The organism is Bradyrhizobium sp. USDA 4501 (genome assembly GCF_054062115.1).
The window spans coordinates 2,829,533-2,848,143 of sequence record NZ_JBSSEX010000001.1 but is presented as its reverse complement, the minus strand read 5'-3'; the positions used below and the strand labels follow the sequence as shown (position 1 = coordinate 2,848,143).

At 64.2% G+C, this 18,611-nt stretch carries 17 protein-coding genes; 12 read left to right on the top strand and 5 right to left on the bottom strand.

The genetic code is table 11. From position 1 onward, the window contains the following. Window positions 1–173: 173 nt before the first annotated feature. Together ACVWZM_RS12935 and ACVWZM_RS12930 are read right to left on the bottom strand one after the other, a co-directional pair. A complete protein-coding gene (locus tag ACVWZM_RS12935; RefSeq protein WP_141340218.1) occupies window positions 174–413 on the bottom strand; it encodes a hypothetical protein in 240 nt (79 codons plus the stop codon). Between the two features lie 126 nt (window positions 414–539). Next, the gene (locus tag ACVWZM_RS12930) at window positions 540–2,156 is read right to left on the bottom strand and encodes an AMP-binding protein (protein ID WP_456853418.1); all 1,617 of its coding nucleotides are present in this window, start codon (window positions 2,154–2,156) and stop codon (window positions 540–542) included. Window positions 2,157–2,346: 190 nt separating this feature from the next. Here ACVWZM_RS12930 and ACVWZM_RS12925 point away from each other — a divergent pair, with 190 nt between their 5' ends. The 5 genes from ACVWZM_RS12925 (at window position 2,347) to ACVWZM_RS12905 (ending at window position 8,361) form a co-directional block, all read left to right on the top strand. Next, window positions 2,347–2,940, top strand: coding sequence for a GNAT family N-acetyltransferase (locus ACVWZM_RS12925; protein WP_168857377.1), 594 nt, complete (start codon window positions 2,347–2,349; stop codon window positions 2,938–2,940). Window positions 2,941–3,183: 243 nt separating this feature from the next. Continuing rightward, the gene (locus tag ACVWZM_RS12920; RefSeq protein WP_456853416.1) at window positions 3,184–4,533 is read left to right on the top strand and encodes a DUF3100 domain-containing protein; all 1,350 of its coding nucleotides are present in this window, start codon (window positions 3,184–3,186) and stop codon (window positions 4,531–4,533) included. A 23-nt stretch (window positions 4,534–4,556) separates the two neighbouring features. Then, a complete protein-coding gene (locus ACVWZM_RS12915) occupies window positions 4,557–5,726 on the top strand; it encodes a M20 aminoacylase family protein (RefSeq protein ID WP_456853414.1) in 1,170 nt (389 codons plus the stop codon). Beyond that, window positions 5,723–7,123, top strand: a complete 1,401-nt coding sequence (locus tag ACVWZM_RS12910; protein WP_057016430.1) for an L-serine ammonia-lyase — start codon at window positions 5,723–5,725, stop codon at window positions 7,121–7,123. The genes ACVWZM_RS12915 and ACVWZM_RS12910 overlap by 4 nt, the downstream gene beginning before the upstream one ends. Before the next feature lie 164 nt (window positions 7,124–7,287). Then, window positions 7,288–8,361 carry an AraC family transcriptional regulator gene (locus tag ACVWZM_RS12905; RefSeq protein WP_082653722.1) on the top strand — a complete coding sequence of 358 codons (1,074 nt, stop codon included), beginning with the start codon at window positions 7,288–7,290 and terminating at the stop codon, window positions 8,359–8,361. Window positions 8,362–8,699: 338 nt separating this feature from the next. Here ACVWZM_RS12905 and ACVWZM_RS12900 read toward each other — a convergent pair whose 3' ends face one another. The 3 genes from ACVWZM_RS12900 to ACVWZM_RS12890 all read right to left on the bottom strand — a co-directional run bounded on the left by ACVWZM_RS12900 (window position 8,700) and on the right by ACVWZM_RS12890 (window position 11,773). After that, window positions 8,700–9,899, bottom strand: coding sequence for a CaiB/BaiF CoA transferase family protein (locus ACVWZM_RS12900; protein ID WP_076825172.1), 1,200 nt, complete (start codon window positions 9,897–9,899; stop codon window positions 8,700–8,702). A gap of 119 nt (window positions 9,900–10,018) precedes the next feature. After that, complete coding sequence (locus tag ACVWZM_RS12895) at window positions 10,019–10,993, bottom strand: 3-hydroxyacyl-CoA dehydrogenase NAD-binding domain-containing protein (protein ID WP_253625016.1); 975 nt, start codon at window positions 10,991–10,993, stop codon at window positions 10,019–10,021. Between the two features lie 21 nt (window positions 10,994–11,014). Next, window positions 11,015–11,773, bottom strand: coding sequence for an acetoacetate decarboxylase (locus ACVWZM_RS12890; protein WP_050400709.1), 759 nt, complete (start codon window positions 11,771–11,773; stop codon window positions 11,015–11,017). A gap of 306 nt (window positions 11,774–12,079) precedes the next feature. Here ACVWZM_RS12890 and ACVWZM_RS12885 point away from each other — a divergent pair, with 306 nt between their 5' ends. The 7 genes from ACVWZM_RS12885 to ACVWZM_RS12855 all read left to right on the top strand — a co-directional run bounded on the left by ACVWZM_RS12885 (window position 12,080) and on the right by ACVWZM_RS12855 (window position 18,531). Continuing rightward, the gene (locus tag ACVWZM_RS12885) at window positions 12,080–12,994 is read left to right on the top strand and encodes an AraC family transcriptional regulator (RefSeq protein ID WP_456853411.1); all 915 of its coding nucleotides are present in this window, start codon (window positions 12,080–12,082) and stop codon (window positions 12,992–12,994) included. Next, window positions 12,948–13,103, top strand: coding sequence for a helix-turn-helix domain-containing protein (locus ACVWZM_RS12880; protein ID WP_456853409.1), 156 nt, complete (start codon window positions 12,948–12,950; stop codon window positions 13,101–13,103). The genes ACVWZM_RS12885 and ACVWZM_RS12880 overlap by 47 nt, the downstream gene beginning before the upstream one ends. Before the next feature lie 307 nt (window positions 13,104–13,410). Next, entirely contained in the window at window positions 13,411–14,493 is a 1,083-nt protein-coding gene (locus ACVWZM_RS12875) for an AraC family transcriptional regulator (protein ID WP_456853407.1), read from the top strand. 182 nt (window positions 14,494–14,675) lie between these two features. After that, window positions 14,676–15,485 carry an esterase/lipase family protein gene (locus ACVWZM_RS12870; RefSeq protein WP_057016379.1) on the top strand — a complete coding sequence of 270 codons (810 nt, stop codon included), beginning with the start codon at window positions 14,676–14,678 and terminating at the stop codon, window positions 15,483–15,485. 60 nt (window positions 15,486–15,545) lie between these two features. Further along, the gene (gene phaP, locus ACVWZM_RS12865) at window positions 15,546–15,986 is read left to right on the top strand and encodes a phasin family protein (protein WP_229189854.1); all 441 of its coding nucleotides are present in this window, start codon (window positions 15,546–15,548) and stop codon (window positions 15,984–15,986) included. Between the two features lie 38 nt (window positions 15,987–16,024). Then, window positions 16,025–16,792 carry an SDR family oxidoreductase gene (locus tag ACVWZM_RS12860; protein WP_057016377.1) on the top strand — a complete coding sequence of 256 codons (768 nt, stop codon included), beginning with the start codon at window positions 16,025–16,027 and terminating at the stop codon, window positions 16,790–16,792. 29 nt (window positions 16,793–16,821) lie between these two features. Next, on the top strand, window positions 16,822–18,531 hold the full coding sequence (locus ACVWZM_RS12855) for a long-chain-fatty-acid--CoA ligase (protein WP_076825167.1): 1,710 nt from the start codon (window positions 16,822–16,824) through the stop codon (window positions 18,529–18,531). The last annotated feature ends 80 nt before the right edge of the window (window positions 18,532–18,611 follow it).

The window sequence follows — 18,611 nt, the reverse complement described above, 5'->3', positions numbered from 1 at the left end:
GAATTTGCAATAGTTTTAGCCGCCGATTGCTGCGGATACCAACAGCAATACCAACAAGATGACAGCTTTCAGTCTTCGAAGTGCCTATCTGCCGAGGGTCTGTGTGCCGGTTCTTTGGCGGCCGGCAAGGTCGCTCGGCGCACGAAAGTCTTTCATTCTGTCCAGGAGACGCGTCAGTCCGCGACCTTATCGAAGTCACACACCATGAGTGCGGTTTCGGCCAGGCTGATAATGTCCACCCGCAGATCCGTGGTCGTCCCCTGACCGATAATGCCTTGCAGCGTCAGTTCTCTGCTGAGCGCTTCGATCATCCGTTTCATACGTCGCCGGTACTTGATGCTCGAGCTTTCGTCGTCGTGACTGAACATGTCGCAGGCTGCAATTTGGTCTTTGCCGATGAATCGTCGGGTCAAAGAGGCATGCCAAACATGGGTATCGAGCCCCGAAAAGGTGCCGTCGGACCAGGTTGGGAGTGATTTTAGGACATGAGCTGATCGGGATTTCCAGCGCGCGCCATCGGCCGGTCGGGCAGCTTTGCGTCAGTCCTTGAGCAGCCGCCGCAACAGCTTGCCGGCCGGTGAGCGCGGCAACTCGGTCACGAAGCTGACATCGCGCGGCACCTTGTAAGGCGCCATGTTCTGGCGCGCCCATGCCGCGAGCTGGGCGGTGTCCAGCTCGGCGCGCGGCGCCAGGACGATGAAGGCCTTGACCACTTCGCCCTTGGTTGCGTCGGGCACGCCGATCACGGCCGACGCCGCCACGTCGGGGTGCTTGTTCAGGATCGACTCGACCTCTTCCGGGAAGACGCTGTAGCCGGAGACCTTAATCATCTCCTTGAAGCGCCCCATGAAGGTCAGATAGCCGTCGGCATCGAGGCGGCCCATGTCGCCGGTGTGTAGCCAGCCATTGCGCAGCGCTTCCGCGGTCGCGTCGGGACGATTGCGGTAACCCTTGAATACGCCCGGGCCGTGGATCACGATTTCGCCGGGGACGCCGGCCGGCATGTCCGTGCCGGAGTCGGGATCGACGATCCGGATCTCGTTGCCGGGCACCGGCCTGCCATGCGTGCCCCAGCGGATTGCGTTGCGCGGCATGAAAGTGTCGACCGTGTGGGTCTCGGTCAGCCCGTACGCCGCCTCGAAGCTCTCGCAGTTCGACGCGACGGCCTGCCATTGCCCCGCAAGCGCTTCGGTCCAGTCGATGCCGAAACTGGTCACGGGATTGACGCGGAGGCTTTTCAGCCTGAAGTCGGAAATGTTCGGGAGCTGCGTGACCGCGACGTTCATCGGCGCGACGCTGTACCACCAGCTCACCTGATAGCGGTCGATCGCCTGGGCCGTTACGAGCGGATCGAACCGGTACAGCAGCACGGACGTCGCGCCGGCATAGACCGGTGCATTGACGCCCATCACCATGCCGGCGATGTGATAAAGCGGCGCGATCGAGAGCAGCACGTCCTCGGCGCCGATCCCGTTGCACGTCACGGTCGCGGCCGTCTTGAAGATGACGTTGCGATAGGACAGCATCGCCCCCTTGGGCCGACCCGTGCTGCCAGACGTGTAGATCATCAGCGCCGTATCGTTCATGTCGATCGCGACATCGCGGGGCGACGCGCCGCTTGCGGTGACGGCGAGGAAGTCCTCGATCTCGCCGGCCGTACCGGCCGGCCTGGAGCCGGATGCGAACAGCTCGTCGGGAGCGCCGATCGGCGGCCGCTCGGGCAGCAGGTCAGGGTAGCGGACCACGAAGACATGCTCGAGCCTGGTCTTGTCACGGACCTGAGCCACGATCGGCAAGAGCGGTTCGGCCGCGACGATCACGCGCGCGCCGAGATCGTCGAGCTGGTAGGCGAGCTCGTGCTCCTTGTTCAGCGCCCCGCAGGGCGAGGCAATGGCGCCGATCTTCTGGATGCCGTATTGCGCCATCAGGTATTGCGGACAGTTGTTCATGAACAGCGCGACCGGCTCGCCCTTGGCGACGCCGAGCTGCTGCAGGCGCGCCGCGAATGCATCACTCGCGCGATCGAGCTCGAGGAACGTGATGGCACGGCCATACCAGATGCAGGCCGGCTTTTCCGGCCGCTCGCGGGCATGGCTGCGGAGCATCTCGTGAAGCGGACGTTCGTCGACGTCCCTGGAAGGGTTTGTATTGGTCATTGGCAACAAGCTCTTGTGCTCATCGTCGTTCGGAAAGGTGCAAACAGGCCGTCTCAGGGGTTATATTCGGACATCGGTGCGCTCGGCTTGCTTGATCTGGCTCTCGCGTGCAGGACTGCAGGAAGAAACGGCGCAGAGCTCGCAAATTGGTTGCGGCGAAGTCTGGATTTCGATTGAGCGAGTGATCTGCATGAGGACCATCAAGATGCGATCCTATCCGCGTCGCGTCAACTTCGAGAGCGGGGACGTCGAGTTTCGGTTGATGGGGCCTGCCGACGAGGCCGCCGTCCGGAAATTTGCCAATGCGCTTGCCGTGCACGACATGCTTTTCCTGCCGCGGAATATCCGTGAGCCGAAGGTGCTGTCGGCATGGATCAAGGAGATCGAGCGCGGCTCGATCGTCAGCCTGCTGGTGGTAAAGGACGACATCGTGGTGGGGTGCGGCACAATCGTGCGGGACCCCATGTCGTGGTCGGCCCATGTCGGCGAGATCAGGACCGTGATCTCCTCGCATGTACGTGGCACCGGCATCGGACGGGCACTTTCCAATGAGGCCTTTGACCTCGCGTTGTCGATGGGCCTGGAACGCCTGACCGTGCAGATGACGTCGGACCAGACCCGCGCGATCACGATCTTCGAGGCACTCGGCTTCCGAGCCGAGGCGCTGTTGCGTGATCAGGTGAAGGACCTTCAGGGCAAGACGCACGACATCGTCGTGCTTGGCGTCAATGTGGCGGACGTGCAGAAGCTCGAACCGGGCGGTGCGCCCGGTGCGATCGAGTAGCACGAGGACTGGCCGAGGAATCGCTTCGCCGTCCTCGTACCGTTTGCATCCATGACGGCAACGGTCGCGGTCATGCCGGCTTTCGCCGGTCGGATCTGCGTTCTGCCAACGTTGCAAAAAATGCAACGGAAATAGGATGACACGATCATTGATGCAAGCTGCTTTCTCCCTGATGCTGCGCGGGCAGGTTGTTCACCGTTCACCGCATTGCCTCGCAATCATTTTCCGGAGGTGTCCAGCATCATGACATCGACCTCTTCGCCTTCCGCAGACCTGGCCGCCCCGGCGGTCAATCCCGCAAGCACCGGCAAGCTCACGCTGTTCGTTGCCGTTCTGATCATCGTTGCCGTCGCTGAGACGGTCGGGATCGTCCAGTTCCAGATCGGACCGGGCAAGGTGCTGCTTCAACCGATGGTGTGGGCGCTGCTGATTGCGGCCGCATGGAGCCTCTCAGCGCGTTATCTACCTACCGCCGCGCGGATCGGGCCGAGCCTGCAGACCTATGCGGGACAACTGCTCAACGCGGGCCTGTTGCTGTTCGTGATCAAGATGGCATTCACGGTCGGCGGCGCGCTGCCGGAGGTGCAGAAGGCAGGCTGGGCGTTGATCTTCCAGGAGCTCGGGCACACCTTCGGCACGCTCGTCCTCGGCCTGCCGATTGCGCTCCTGCTCGGCGTCAAGCGCGAAGCGGTCGGCGCGACGTTTTCGATCGGCCGTGAAGGCAACATGGTGATCATCGGCGAGAAATACGGCATGAACTCCGCCGAGGGGCGCGGCGTGCTGGCCGAGTACATCACGGGCACCGTGCTCGGTGCGTTGTTCATCGCGCTGTTGGCCGGCTTTGTCGCCAGCCTGCACATCTTCGATCCGCGGTCGCTCGCGATGGGCGCTGGCGTCGGCTCGGGCAGCATGATGGCGGCCGCGATCGGCACCATCAACGGCCACAATCCTCCCGAGATAGCGAAAGAACTGATCGCGATCGCCTCGGCGGCGAACCTGATGACCGCCGTCCTCGGCTTCTATTTCGCCCTGTTCTTCTCGCTGCCGGTTTGCTCGTGGCTGTATGACAGGCTGGAACCAGTGCTTGGCCGGTTCTCGAACTTCACGTCGGGAGATCTCGGGCCCTCGATCGCCAGCGCCAGCGAGACAAAGCACGGCACGTTCGGCTTCTCCGACTCGCTGCTCGCGTGGATTACTGTTGCGGGCGGCGTCCTGATCGGCAACTCGCTCACCTACAAGGTTCCCCTGCTGGAATCGTGCGCAGGTCTCCTGGTGGTGCTCGCGGTCGTCCTGCTGGTCGACGTCGTTGCCCGTCTGTTGCCGAAAGTGCCGCACATCCTTGTCCTGGTCGTGGTCACGACTGTGCTCGGCATTCCCGGCCTGCTGCCGTTTTCCAACGCGATGATCGGCTCGGTCGACAAGCTGAACTTCCTGGCTTTCACGACCCCTGTGCTGACGCTCGCCGGCTTCTCGGTCGCTAAGGATCTTCCGATCTTCAGGAAGCTGAGCTGGCGTATCGTGGTGGTCTCGCTGACGGCTGCGGCGGGCACGGTTTTCGGTGCGACATTGATCGCCGAATTCTTCCATCGCTAACCCACGAACAGATGGACCAACGCATGTCAGAGAAGTTTGGAATCGCCGACGATATCTGTGCCCGCATGCTGGATTGGCGCCATGACATCCATGCCAACCCGGAAACCGCGTTCCAAGAGCACCGCACCGCCCAGCTCGTGGCCGATGCGCTGATGGAGATGCAGATTCCGGTCCATCGCGGCCTCGGCGGAACCGGCGTGGTCGGAACGCTGAAGAACGGCGAAGGCCCGACGATCGCGCTGCGCGCCGACATGGATGCGCTTGATCTCCAGGAGCTCGGGGACCGCGTCCACAAGTCAACGCGCGCCGGCAAGATGCACGGCTGTGGCCATGATGGCCACACCACAATGCTACTTGGCGCTGCCGTGCAGCTCGCCCGCCGCCGGCCGTTCCGCGGCACTGTTCACTTCGTGTTCCAGCCCGCCGAGGAGAATGAAGGCGGCGGCAAGAGGATGGTCGAGGAGGGGCTGTTCAAGCTGTTTCCCGCCGACGCGGTCTACGGGATGCACAACATTCCGAATATCCCGCGAGGAAAATTCGCGATCCGGACCGGCATTGCGACAGCCTTCCTCGATACGTTCGAGATCGTCGTGACCGGGAGCGGTTGTCATGCCGCGACGCCGGAGAAGGGCATCGACCCGATCCTGGTGTCGGCCGATCTCGTCTCCGCGCTACAAGGCATCGTGAGCCGCCGCATCGGTGCCATGGACGCCGCCGTCGTGAGCGTCACACAGATCCATGGCGGCGACACCTGGAACGTGGTGCCCGAAACCGTCACATTGCGCGGTACGGTCAGAACGCTGGACGCCGAGATACAGGATCAGGTCGAGGCTGCCATGAAGCAGGTCTGCGCCGGCGTGGCGCAAACCCATGGCGGAAAGATCGATCTGAGCTACATGCGAGGTTATCCGGGAGTGATCAACACGCCCGCCGAAGCGAATGCCGCGGCGTCGGCCGCCGCAAACCTCGTCGGCGTCGAACAGGTGCAAACCGACATCAAGCCGGCGATGGGATCGGAGGACTTTGCGTTCATGCTGCAGGAGTGCCCAGGCGCTTACATCTGTATCGGCGCGGGCGAGACCGCCAATGATCCGCCGTTGCACAACCCGTACTATGATTTCAATGACGCCATCCTGCCGATGGGCGCCGCGTATTGGGTCGAGCTCGTCAAGCAACAACTGCCTGCTGCCTGATGCTTTCGGTCTTCGACATATTCAAGATCGGCATCGGCCCCTCGAGTTCGCACACGGTGGGGCCGATGCGCGCGGCCGGCCAATTCGTCCGCGCGCTCGAGCGCGATGGCCTGCTTTCCAGAACGGTACGGGTCCGCGCCGATTTCTATGGCTCGCTGGGCGCGACCGGGCGAGGGCATGCGACCGATCTCGGCGTGATCCTCGGCCTGCTCGGCGAAAAGCCCGATACGGTTGATCCGGCCGAGGTGGCTCCGCAGCTTGCGGACATCCGGCGCTCCGGCGAGCTGCGGCTGCTCAACGTTCATCCGGTCCCGTTTCGGCGCGGGCACGATATCGTGTTCAAGCCCGACAGCGCACTCCCGGAACATCCCAATGGAATCCGCCTTGTGGCGTTCGCGGCCGACGGCAGTCTGCTGGCGGAACGCTACTACTTCTCGATCGGCGGCGGATTCGTGATCGAGCGTGGCCTTGGCGACGCCGCTGGCGGCGCAGGCGCCGAGCTCCCGGTCTGGCCGTATCCGTTCGGCACTGGCGCCGAGCTGGTTGCACGTGCGCAGTCGAGTGGTCGCTCGATCGCCGACATGGTGCTCGCCAACGAGTGCGTACATCGCACCGACGCGGACGTCCGCGCCGGCCTCCTGAAGATCTGGGAGACGATGAAGCAATGCGTCGACCGCGGCTTCGGAATCGACAATGCCGGCGCGGCCGAACCGTTGCCCGGGCCGCTGGGCATTCGCCGTCGCGCACCGGCGCTCTACCGCGAACTGTCGGCCCGCAATAGCGACACCGAGAGCGTCGATCCGCTGGCGGCGATGGACTGGGTCAACGCCTTCGCGATGGCGGTGAATGAGGAGAATGCAGCACGCGGACGGATCGTGACTGCGCCGACCAACGGCGCCGCTGGCGTGATCCCGGCCGTACTGCACTACTACGTCAAGTTCTGTCCGGGCGCGACCGACGACGGCGTCGTGACGTTCCTGCTCACCGCGGCCGCGATCGGAATGCTCTACAAGGCGAATGCCTCGATTTCCGGCGCGGAAGTTGGCTGTCAGGGCGAGGTCGGCGTCGCCTGTTCGATGGCCGCAGGCGGCCTGACGGCCGTGCTCGGCGGTGCGCCGGCCCAGGTCGAGAACGCCGCCGAGATCGGGATGGAGCACAATCTCGGACTCACTTGCGATCCCGTCGGGGGCCTGGTGCAGATCCCTTGCATCGAGCGCAACGCGATGGGCGCCGTCAAGGCCATCAACGCCGCCCGAATGGCGCTGCGTGGTGACGGCAAGCACTATGTATCGCTTGATGCCGTCATCAAGACGATGCTGCAGACCGGCGAGGATATGAAGTCCAAATACAAGGAGACATCGCTGGGCGGGCTCGCGGTGAACGTCGTGGAATGCTGAAGCACGGCGGTGCCGGCGAATTACCTCGATAGCGAACTCGGCATGATTGGATACGATCCGCGCGCTGTCCCAAGGTTGGGGATAGGGGAAGCCGGCCAGTTGCTGCCGGCATTGCGAATGATTTCGATTTGAGCAAGACTTTAGGTCCAAGGAGGTAGACGACCATGAGCGCTGGAAGGCGCCTGCGAGACGCTGTGCCGGAATGCCAATTGCCGCCGGATTTCGACCAGCATGTATATTCGGCGCAGTTGATTGCCGCCATCATCGCCGAGCTCGGCAGGCAACAGGTTCGATCGTCCGTGGCGCTGGCGGGCACCGGCTTGACCGAGGATCAGCTCGAAGCTCATACGACGCGTATCTCGTACCGGCAGATCGACATCGTGGTTCGCAATGCACTGCGGCTGTCGAACGAACCGACGGTTGCGCTCCGCGCCGGACAGCGCATGCGCGTGACCGCGCACGGAATGTACGGATATGCTTTGCTGAGCAGCGCGACCTATGACGATGCGCGCGCCTTCGCCAATCGATACCTTCGGGTCGTCGGCCCGCTGTGCGATGCGAAATACTCGTATGACGGCGCGGCGGTCGTCTGTGCGTTCGAGCCGTTGCATTGGCCGAATCCGACGCAAGACGTGCATCGCTTCGCGGCCGAGTTCGCCCTGTCGTCGCATTTGACGACGATGAAGGACCTGGCGGGCGAGTCGTTCTGCTTCTCGCGGATTTCCCTTGCCTATGGTGAACCGGCGCATGCCGACGCCTACCAGATGTTCTTCGACTGCCCGGTCCAGTTTCGCCAGCGCGGCAACGAGTACAGATATCAGCTGTCTCAGGCCGACGGTCCGGTGGCGCTGGCGGATTCCCGCACCCACGGAATGGCGCGCGAGATGTGCGAGCAGGTGCTGTCCGAGGTCAATCATGCAGGCGGCATCGCCGCCGATGTCCGGCGGGTCCTGATCGAGCAGCCCGGCAGGTATCCGAACATCGAAGCGATCGCCGAGCGGCTGTCGATGCATCCGCGTGCCCTGCGGCGGAGGCTCGAAGCGGAAGATACATCGTATCGTGAGCTGCTCGCCGAGGTGCGGACGCGGCTAGCGATGGAATATCTGCGCAAGACCGCGATGACCAACGAGGAGATCGCGAGCCGGCTGGGCTATAGCGACGCCGCCAACTTCCGGCATGCCTTCATCCGCTGGACCGGCAAGAGCCCGTCCGATTTCCGGGTCTCTTCGCCGGTGTGAAGGCCGTGCGGGCGGCGCAGCGCTGTATGTGACCGCTCGTTACTCCACGCTGTCCATAAGTCACCTCCGAACCGGCCTCGTCGAACCTCCTCGTGGTCGAACTCGATGCATAGATTGGCCATCGACGGCAAATGCGATGGCTCGTCAGGGAGTTGGAAGCGTGTCGGGCGCTGATCGCTTCTGCTCGGGGGCGTCCTCCGAACCTCAGCTGCGCCACACCGCCGCTGTGGTGCCCCCCGGTTCGGGCGCCTCGAGACTGGCCGCGCCTCTCATTCGAGGGCGCGGCCTTTTCTCGTGCGTGCGGTGAGGGCGGTAGGCGCCGCCTTGCGGTCAGCGCATCACGCCAGGACCTTGCTTTCGCGCATCCCGGCGATGGCCGCGTCATCGTAGCCGGCCTCGCGCAGGATCTGCGTGCTGTGCTCACCGACCGCGGGCGCCTTGCGCGGCTTCACCTTGGTTGCACCGTCGACAAAGAACGGGCTGTCGATGGTCAGCATCTCGTCGTTCTCGAACGGCACCAGCACGCCGGCCGACAGCATTTGCCGGTCGGCGGACAGGTCGCCCATCTCGGCAACGCATTCGAAGACGATGCCTGCTTCATCGAGGCGGGCTCGCCATTCGTCCCGGTCACGCGTCGCGAATGCCGCGTCGAACAGGGCGATCAATTCGGAGGAACGGGCGAAGCGATCGGCCTGCTTGGCAAAGCGCGGATCAGTGAGCAGGTCGTTGAGGCCGAGGCATTTCGCCACGGTCGGAAAGTCGCGCTGCTCGTTGACGATCGCGAGCAGCAGCCAGCGGCCGTCGCGGCAGCGGTAGTAGCAGCCGAGCGCATTGAACAGATTCTCGCGCGGCGGCCGCGGCGTGAACGTCGCCCCGCACAACGCCGCCTGCGCCATGATGCCGTTCGACCAGACGCCGTTGGCGAGCAGCGAGGAGCCGACCTGGGTGCCGCGTCCCGTGCGCTCGCGCTGATACAGCGCCACCGCGACGGCCGCGAACAGCGAAACGCCCGACGGGTGATCGCCCATGCCGGCCAGCGCCCGCGCCGGCGGCGTGCTGGCGTCGCTCCGCACCATGTCCATCAGGCCTGAGCGCGCCCAGTAGGCCGTGACATCGAAGCCGGGCTTGCCCGCCTCGTCGCCGGTCTCGCCATAGCCGGTGAAGGAGGCGTAGATCAGCCGGTCGTTCGCCGCGGCAAGCCGCTCGTAGCTGATCGCGAGCTTCCTGCGGACCGCGAGCGGATAGTTGGTGATGAAGGCGTCGGCGGTGGAGGCGAGGCGATGCAGCACCGCCTGGCCCTCGGGCTTCGACAGGTCGAGCGCAAGGCCGCGCTTGTTGCGATTGTCGAGCAGCCAGCCATAGGGCTGGTCGGATCTCGGCATGCCCGGCAGCTTCGGCACCTGACGGAACGCGTCGCCTGCACCGGGCGGTTCGATCTTGATCACGTCGGCGCCGAAGTCGCCGAGCAGCGTCGCGGCGGTTGGCGCGGCGATGAAGCTGCCGCAGTCGATGACCTTCAAACCTTCGAAGATGCTCATGTGAGTTCGTCTCCGCTTGATGCCCGGGATCAGCTGTTGTCCGTCGGCCAGGTTGGCCGATTCCGAAACGTGGCGGCCGCCTCTGTCTGCGAATGCGCGCAGGCCTGCGGGTGAGTCGGTCATGTCCCGTTCCTGCCGTTGCGTGCCGCCAGCACGTGCAGCAGCGCCACCTGCGTGTCGTCGCGTTCGCGCTCCATCCGCGGGATCGGCGTCTTGCCGAAAGATGCCGCGGCCTGGTCGATGATCTTGCGCTGCAGCGCCTCGTCGAGATCGACCTGCGGAATCACCTTGAACGACGCGGCCATGTTCTTGCCGAGGTGCTGGAAGAACGATTCCAGCCCGTTCGGTCCACCACCCATGTGGAACGAGCTGAACGGCCCGTTCACCGCCCAGCGCAACCCGATCGAGCTGGTGACGACGTCGTCCAGCTCGTCGACCGTGACGACGCCTTCCTGCACGAGATAGCAGGCCTCGCGCATGATCGCGCGCTGCAGCCGGTTGGCGACGAAGCCCTGGATTTCCTTCTTGAGCACGCGCGGCACCTTGCCGAGCGCCTCGTAGAACGCCACGGCGTCGGCGGTGGCCTCTGGATCGGTGCGCTCGCCGGGAACGATTTCGACGAGCGGGATCAGATGCGGCGGGTTGAAAGGATGGCCGACCAGCAGCCGGCTTGCATCCTTCATCTCTTTCGCCTGTTCGGTGGCTGGCCGCGCCGAGCTCGACGACAGCAGCAATGCATGTTTCGGCACCGTTGCCTCGATTCGTGCCCAGAGCTGCTGCTTCCACTCGGGCTTCTCCGGCCCGTTCTCCTGCACCAGGTCGGCGCCGGCGACGGCGCGCGCGAGGTCCGGCTCGAAGCGCAGGTTGCGCTCCAATCCCTCATGCGGCAGGCCGAGCTTCAGCAATGTCGGCCCGATCTTGATCAGGGCGTCCTTGACCGTGGCCTCGATGCCGGGCTGCGGATCGTTGATCACGACATTGAGCCCGTGTGCGAGAAACAGCGCCGCCCAGGAGGAGCCGATGACGCCGGCCCCGATGACGCACACATTGCGATAGCGGTTGAGCGCCGCGGCGCGATCTGCGGATGATGGCATGGCTTCCTCCGACGTGCCCGCTTATCGCGGCTGATCGAGATAGTTGTGGCAGCGCTTGGCGCGGGACAGCGTCAAGTCGGTCATGATGTGGCTGCACGCGACGATCTCGCGCACCGGAAAATCGGCCATCGGGGCCAATGCGTGGGCGAACAGCTCCAGCCGGGCCGGGCCGGTCCAGGCGCCCTTGACGGTGATGTCGGTGATCTCGGAGCGCAGCAGTTCGCAGATGCGCGGCTCGCCCGCCGGCTTCGGACTGTCATAGGTCCACAGGATCTTCAGCATGAAGGTCGGTACGCAGATCTCGGCCTTTGCCTTTTCGAGGTCCAGCGCGCGGTGCTTGTAACCCATCGTCGCGGTGGCCACGCGCAAGCTGCCGTAGTCCATGGTGCCGACCAGGGTGTCGGAATCGACATAGAGCTTCGGCTTGCCGATCACCTTGGGATAACCGCTGATCTCGCGCCCCGATGCCAGCGCCGGCAGGTTGTCGAGGTACATCGCGTGAAGGTACTCGCCCTTCTCGTCGCCATAGCGCACCTGGACGGCCTGGCCGCATTCGGTGTAGTCGCCGAGACCGGAGGTGTCGGGCATCCGCATGATCTCCCAGCGAACCAGTGGATCGTCAATCTCCAGCGGCTCGGGAACGACTGCGCGCAACGCCTCGATGTCGGTGCGATACAGGATGTTGAGGTATTCGCGGTTGTTGAAGCGGAACGGTCCGCGGGGAAATGCCGGGGCACCGATCGGTGTCGTCAGCTGCTTGAGAACGTCTTCCCGTCGCATCCGCTCCTCCCTTGTTGGCGCTTGCCGTGGTCCGTACCGCCTCCGGCTGCGTGCCGGTTGTCGAGCAAGGCGTCGCGAGCCTAGCGATCTCGGCAAACGGAGAAAGGTGCGATTGGACCGCCGACCGGGTGACTTCCGGACGCGGGTTGCGGCGCGCGCGCGTGGATACGCGATTATTGCGTCGCGTACGGGATCGGGCTTACGTTCGACCGATCGTCAATCGTGGAGCAGGAATGCGCGGAATGCCAGGGACATGCGGTTGCAATGACTAGGCAAGAGTCGCACCTACGCCAATCGCCGGGTCGAATGCTCCCCGGCTTCGCGCAGCGAATATTCCCGCCGCATTCGATCGCAGCCATCGCGGCCGAGCTTCGTGAGCAGGGCATTGATCCATCTGAGGTTCTGGAGGGCACCGGGCTCGCGATCGGCCAGCTCGAATCCCATACGACGCGCATATCGTATCGGCAGCTCGACACGGTGATCCGCAACGCGCTGCGGCTGGCAGGCGACCCGGCTATCGCGCTGCGCTCGGGAGCGCGAATGCATGTCACCGCCTATGGCATGTACGGGTACGCGCTGCTGAGCAGTGCAACGCACGCGGAGGCGCGCGACTTCGCTGCGCGATACATCCGTGTGGTGGGGCCGTTCTGCGATTTCGACCTCTCATACGATCGAGAGACGGTGGTGGCGACGTTCCAGCCCATGCACTGGCCGAATCCGACCGAGAGTGTGCATCGCTTCGCGGTCGAGTTCGCACTGGCCGCGCATCTGACGACGATTCGCGACCGCTCGGGCCAGGGCTTCGGCTTCTCGCGCGTGCTGCTCGACTATACGCCGCCGCCGTCCGCCGCGGCGTATCGTGATCTCTTCGGGTGCCCGGTTTTGTTCAATCAGCACCATTGTGGATACGAATACATACGCAATGACGGCCCACGGGCGCTGGCGAATCCGCGAACCCACGCCATGGCGCGGGAGATGTGCGAGGAGATCCTCGGCGAGGTGAATCGCGCCGGTGGCGTTGCTGCCGATATCCGCCGGATACTGATCGAGCAGCCGGGTCGTTACCCAAGCATCGAGGCGATCGCCGAACAGCTCGATATCTATCCCCGCGCGCTGCGGCGCAGGGCTCGAGGCGGAGGGAACCTCATATCGCAGCCTGCTTTCCGAGGTGCGCATGCGGCTCGCGATCGAGTATCTGCGCAAGACGCGCATGACCAATGAGGAGATCGCAAGCCGCCTCGGCTACAGCGACGCGGCTAACTTCCGCCACGCCTTCTCGCGCTGGACCGGCAGGAATCCATCCGAATTCCGCGGCGAGGAGGGTCTTTGACCCCGAGATATCTGGGGGGCTTCGCCAGCTATGTCCGGAGTTCACCGCCAAATTGGTTCAATCGAACCTTTTGTGCGACCGAAGCGCGCGTAAGCTCGGCACCGTGGTTGCGCTCGCGATCGCGTTCTCCCAACCTGGACCGCCCTCCCTCGGCGGTCTTTCTTTTGGCCGGTCTTGTCCGGAACTCACCTGCAAACGCGACCAATCGAACCTTCTGCTGCCCGGTCCGGCTGACTAGCCTCACTTCAGCTTGCGGGCACCGGATTGCGGGACCCGAAGCAGGCGCGGAAGGCGGACGAGGACGCTCGTGTATCACCCGTCACCAAATCTCCTGCAGTGTCTCTATTCGCCGCAACGGATCGCGGCGGTGGTGCACGTCCTGGCCGAGGAGGGGATCTCAGCGTCGCGCGCGCTCGGCGCGACCAATTTGAGGCGTGCTGACCTCAGGGATTCGTCGGTACGTGTCTCCTACCGGCAGGTCGAGACGGTATTTCGCAATGCGATGCGGCTGTCACGGAATCCGGCGATCGCGTTTCGCGCCGGAGAACGAATGCATGTCATGGCTTACGGCATGTACGGCTATGCCATGCTGAGCAGCCCGACGCGGGCCGGAGTCATTGACTTTGCGGCCAAGTATGGTCGGATCCTCGGAACGGTCGCCGACATCGACTTCACCCGCAAGGGCGATACGGTGAGCTGTCTGCTCGAGCCGTTGCTTTCGCGCGATCCGGCCGATGACGTCTATCGGTTCGCGCTCGAGTTCGCCTTTGCGACCTATCAGACGCTGAGCCGCGACGTCTATGGCAACTCGTTCCGCTTCTCGAAGCTGAGCGCCGCCTATGCGTCGCCGCCGCACGCCGGCACCTACGACCGCATCTTCCAGTGTCCGGTCGAGTTCGGCCAGCGCAGGAACGCGCTGGAATTCGACACTGCCTGGATCGACCGTCCGGCGGTCTGCCCCGACGAGATGACCAGGGCGATGGCCGGCCGAATCTATGATCAGCTTCTCGATCCTGTCGCGCGGGACGACGGTCTTGCTGCCGACATCCGGCGACGGCTCGTCGAGCATCCCGGCCGCTTCCCGAGTATCGAGGCGATGGCGGCGGAGCTTGCAATCCATCCACGGACGTTCCGCCGCAGGCTGCAGCTGCAGCGGAAAACCTACCGGCAGATCGTCTCCGAGGTCCGCATGCAGCTCGCGGTCGGTTATCTGCGCAACACGCAAATGACCAATGACGAGATCGCCGCGCGGCTTGACTACAGCGACGCGGCGAACTTTCGCCACGCCTTTGTCCGCTGGACCTGCAAAAGCCCGTCGGACTTCCGCGACGGCCGGCCGCCAGGCATCGCAGCAGGCGCGCAAGATTCATTGGCGGATGTCCCAAACTAACCGGTCAAGCGGGCCAATTGCACCTTTTACGGGTCTGACCTGCTCGATAGCGTTTTGAGACCAAGAAGATGCGCGGTTGCGCGATCGGGGTCTGCATGGCGCCGCTCGCGGCGCCGGGCAGTAATCATAAAATGTCGGGTCGTGCGGGACACACCGCGTGATCCGGGAGGGGACATTCTGACATGAATATGGTCGTCGACCGCTCTGCGCCGCCGTCGCAATTGCTGCTCGCGCTCGAGGTGCGCGGGATCTGGGAGCTGCAGGCGTTCTTCGCAAGCTATCCGCTGCTTCGCCGCGCGCCGCGCGGGGACGGACATCCGGTCCTCGTCTTGCCGGGGCTCTCCGCCAGCGATATCTCGACGCGACCGTTGCGCGCCTACCTGAAGGCGCAAGGCTATGCGGTCCACGGCTGGAAGCTCGGACCCAATCGCGGACCGCGTCCCGGCGTCGAGGCTGCCATGGACGCAAGGCTGGCCGAGCTCGCCGAGCGATACGGTCGCAAGGTCAGCCTGATCGGCTGGAGCCTCGGCGGTGTGTTTGCGCGCGAGATTGCACGGCGCGCGCCCGATCTGGTCCGCCAGGTGATCACGCTCGGCAGCCCGTTCGCCAATGAGCCGAAGGCAAGCAATGCCTGGCGTCTCTACGAGATCCTGAGCGAGCGCCAGGTCGACGACTGGCCCGACAGGGACATCATGAAGTTGCCGCCGCCGGTACCGAGCACGGCGATCTACTCACGCACCGACGGCATCGTCTCGTGGTGGGGGTGCCGCGAGCAGCATGCCGAGCGGACACAGAACATCGAGGTCGAAGGCAGTCATTGCGGGCTCGGGCACAATCCGGCCGTGCTCTATGCGATCGCGGACCGCCTCGCGCTCGGGGAGGATGAATGGTCGCCATTCGACCGCAGCGGTCTTCGCGGCATGGTGTACCCGGATCCGGATCGAGCCGATGACAGCGCCGCCCTGTTCCGGCCGCGCTGGGCGGCCGCCTGACGCGCAGTCCACGGGACGGCGTTTCGCCGCCGCCAGCCAAGTACCGCAAGGAGGACGTCGATGGGGACCGATGACAGGCAATCCGACACAGCCGGCACGGGAGCGATGCCGTGGCTCGGGGACCTGAAGAAAATGGCCGAAAAGTTCACGCTGCCCGGGTTCGATATTGCTGCCCTGGTCGAGTGGCAGCGCAAGGACATGGAGGCGTTGGTTGAGGCCAACAGACAGGCCTACGAAGGCGTCCAGGCGCTGGTCAGCCGGCGCAACGAGATCCTGCAAGAGACGCTCGCGCAGTGGCAGGCGGCGATGCAGGGCTTCGCAAGCGGTGAAGCTATGACGAAGCAGACCGAGACTGCCAAGCAGCAGGTCGAGAAGGCGGTCGCGGATTTCCGCGAGCTGTCGCAGCTGGAAGCGCAGGCGCGCAACAACGCCTGGAAGGTCATGCAGGACCGCATGCAGGAGAACTTCGCGAACCTTCAGAAGCTGTTGCAGCCGAAATAGCGCTGCGCGTGTGAGGCGTAAACCATCGGGGGAAAGCCATGAGTCTGGCCAAGTTGCAGGACTTGACGGGGCGCGTTGCGCTCGTTACGGGCGGATCGCGGGGTCTCGGTCTTCAGATCGCCGAGGTGCTGGGCGAACTCGGCGCCAAGGTCGCGATCACCGCGCGAAAGCGGGATGAGCTTGATGCCGCGGCTGCTCACCTCAAGGGGCTTGGCATCGAGGCGCTTCCGGTGGTGTGCGATATGGGCAGGCTGGAGACAATCCCGCCGATGATCGAGCAGGTCGTGGCTGCGCTGGGCCCGATCGACATCCTCGTCAACAATGCCGGTACGTCCTGGGGCGCCGCCACGATCGAGCATACGCTCGACGGCTGGAACAAGGTGATCAACCTGAATGTGACCGCGATCTTCGTCGCCACCCAGGAGGTCGGCCGGCGCTGCATGGTACCGCGGCGGAGCGGAAAAGTGATCAACATCGCCTCGATCCAGGGCCTCACCGGCTGCTATCCGGAAGGCACCCCGACGCTGGCCTACAACGCGAGCAAGGGCGCGGTCGTCAACCTGACCCGCACGCTTGCCAATGAATGGGCGCCGCTCGGCATCAACGTCAACGCGATCGCGCCAGGTTATTTCCCGACCAAGATGACCGCACAGCTCGACCAGAGCGCGACCGCGCATATGGCGCCGATGAATCGCGAGGGTGGCCCGGAGGACCTCAAGGGCGTCGCCGCGCTGCTCGCCTCCGATGCCTGTGCATTCATCACCGGCCAGACCATTGCGGTCGATGGCGGCGTGACCGCCGTCTGATCCGCAAGACCATAGAAGGGAGAGATCTCATGAACGATATGCCCTGGATCCGATCCTATCCCGACGGCGTGCGTTGGGACGTCGAGATAGCTCCCGGACCAGTGCAGAAGATATTGGGCGACGCCGTTGCCAAATGGCCGGATCGTCCCGCGATCGATTTCATGGGCAAGCGGATCACCTATGCCGAGCTCGGGCGGCTCACCGATCGTGTGGCCAAGGGCCTGCAGCTCCTCGGCGTCAAGCCGGGCGTCCATGTCGGCCTCTATCTGCCCAACACGCCGCACTACATCATCTCGTTTTTCGGCATCCTCAAGGCAGGCGGCACGGCGGTGAACTATTCGCCGCTGGACGCTGCCAAGGTGCTCGAACACAAGATCGAGGACAGCAAGACCGATATCCTGATCACGCTCGACATGGTTTCGCTCTATCCGCAGATGGCGGCGATGCTGGGCAAGACAAGATTGAAGAAGCTGGTGGTCGGGTCGCTCGGCGAGATCACGGCTGACCCCGACACCGTCGTCAACCAGATGAAGGCGGCCAAGCAGCTGAGCGACGTCGCCTGGGACGATCATCACATCAGCTTCGGCCAGCTGACGCACAATGATGGTGTCTACCAGGCCTATCCGATCGATAATCCGCGCGAGACCATCGCCGTGCTGCAATACACCGGCGGGACGACGGGGCTGCCGAAGGGGGCGATGCTCACCCACGCCAATCTGACCAGCGCGTGCCAGCAGTACCGGGCGACGACGGCCGGCTCGCCACCGGTGCTGGTCGACGGGCAGGAGCGCTTCCTGGCAGTGTTGCCGCCGTTCCACATCTATGCGCTTTCTGTGAATGTGCTGTTCGGCGTCCTGATGGGCGCGGAAATCATCCAGCATGTCCGCTTCGATCCGAAGGCCGCGCTGGAGGAAATCTCGACCAAGTCGGTCAGTGTCTTCTGCGGGGTGCCAACCATGTTCACCGCGCTGATCAACCATCCGGAGACGCCGAAGCATAGCTTGCGCGCGCTGAAATATTGCGGATCCGGCGGCGCGCCGTTGCCGCTCGAGGTGGCGCAGCAATTCGCCTCGATCACCGGCTGCAATTTGAGCGAAGGCTGGGGCATGACCGAGACCTCGCCGAGCGGCACCTACACGCCGGCGCAGCATGGCGCCATGCGCAAGGCCGGCTCCTGCGGCATGCCGATGCCCGGAATCGTCATCAAGTTCCTCAATGTCGACGACAGCAGCAGCTATGTGCCGCTCGGCGAACGCGGCGAGATCTGCATCAAGGGCCCGAATGTGATGAAGGGCTACTGGAACAAGCCGGACGCGACGGCCGAGGTGACTACCGCGGACGGGTACATGCGCACGGGCGACGTCGGCTACATGGATGAGGATGGCTTCATCTTCATCGTGGACCGCACCAAGGACATGCTGCTGTGCAGCGGCTACAACGTGTATCCGCGCGTGCTCGAAGAGGCGATCTACAAATATCCGGCGGTCGAGGAGGTCGCCGTGATCGGCATCCGCGACGAGTATCGCGGCCAGTCGCCGAAGGCCTTCATCAAGTTGAAGGCGGATGCCAAGCCGTTCAAGCTGGAAGAGCTGCAGGCGTTCCTGAAGGACAAGCTCGGCAAGCACGAGATGGTGCAGGCGCTCGAAATCCGCGCCGAACTGCCGAAGACCGCGGTCGGAAAGCTATCGAAGAAGGAGCTGTACGACGAGGAGGAGCGCGCCGCCCGGGCGCAGGCCTGAGATCGCCTGCGCGAACCGGATCGGCAGCGGCGGACAGGTGTCGCGCCTGGGCAATGACCGCGACGCGCCAGATATCGGCA

Excerpts from the sequence above, each read along its gene's own strand:
- ACVWZM_RS12930 (WP_456853418.1), bottom strand. The coding sequence starts at position 2,156 with ATGACCAATACAAACCCTTCCAGGGACGTCGACGAACGTCCGCTTCAC.
- ACVWZM_RS12925 (WP_168857377.1), top strand. The coding sequence starts at position 2,347 with ATGAGGACCATCAAGATGCGATCCTATCCGCGTCGCGTCAACTTCGAG.
- ACVWZM_RS12920 (WP_456853416.1), top strand. The coding sequence starts at position 3,184 with ATGACATCGACCTCTTCGCCTTCCGCAGACCTGGCCGCCCCGGCGGTC.
- ACVWZM_RS12915 (WP_456853414.1), top strand. The coding sequence starts at position 4,557 with ATGTCAGAGAAGTTTGGAATCGCCGACGATATCTGTGCCCGCATGCTG.
- ACVWZM_RS12905 (WP_082653722.1), top strand. The coding sequence starts at position 7,288 with ATGAGCGCTGGAAGGCGCCTGCGAGACGCTGTGCCGGAATGCCAATTG.
- ACVWZM_RS12900 (WP_076825172.1), bottom strand. The coding sequence starts at position 9,899 with ATGAGCATCTTCGAAGGTTTGAAGGTCATCGACTGCGGCAGCTTCATC.
- ACVWZM_RS12895 (WP_253625016.1), bottom strand. The coding sequence starts at position 10,993 with ATGCCATCATCCGCAGATCGCGCCGCGGCGCTCAACCGCTATCGCAAT.
- ACVWZM_RS12890 (WP_050400709.1), bottom strand. The coding sequence starts at position 11,773 with ATGCGACGGGAAGACGTTCTCAAGCAGCTGACGACACCGATCGGTGCC.
- ACVWZM_RS12885 (WP_456853411.1), top strand. The coding sequence starts at position 12,080 with ATGCTCCCCGGCTTCGCGCAGCGAATATTCCCGCCGCATTCGATCGCA.
- ACVWZM_RS12880 (WP_456853409.1), top strand. The coding sequence starts at position 12,948 with ATGCGGCTCGCGATCGAGTATCTGCGCAAGACGCGCATGACCAATGAG.
- ACVWZM_RS12870 (WP_057016379.1), top strand. The coding sequence starts at position 14,676 with ATGAATATGGTCGTCGACCGCTCTGCGCCGCCGTCGCAATTGCTGCTC.
- phaP (WP_229189854.1), top strand. The coding sequence starts at position 15,546 with ATGGGGACCGATGACAGGCAATCCGACACAGCCGGCACGGGAGCGATG.
- ACVWZM_RS12860 (WP_057016377.1), top strand. The coding sequence starts at position 16,025 with ATGAGTCTGGCCAAGTTGCAGGACTTGACGGGGCGCGTTGCGCTCGTT.
- ACVWZM_RS12855 (WP_076825167.1), top strand. The coding sequence starts at position 16,822 with ATGAACGATATGCCCTGGATCCGATCCTATCCCGACGGCGTGCGTTGG.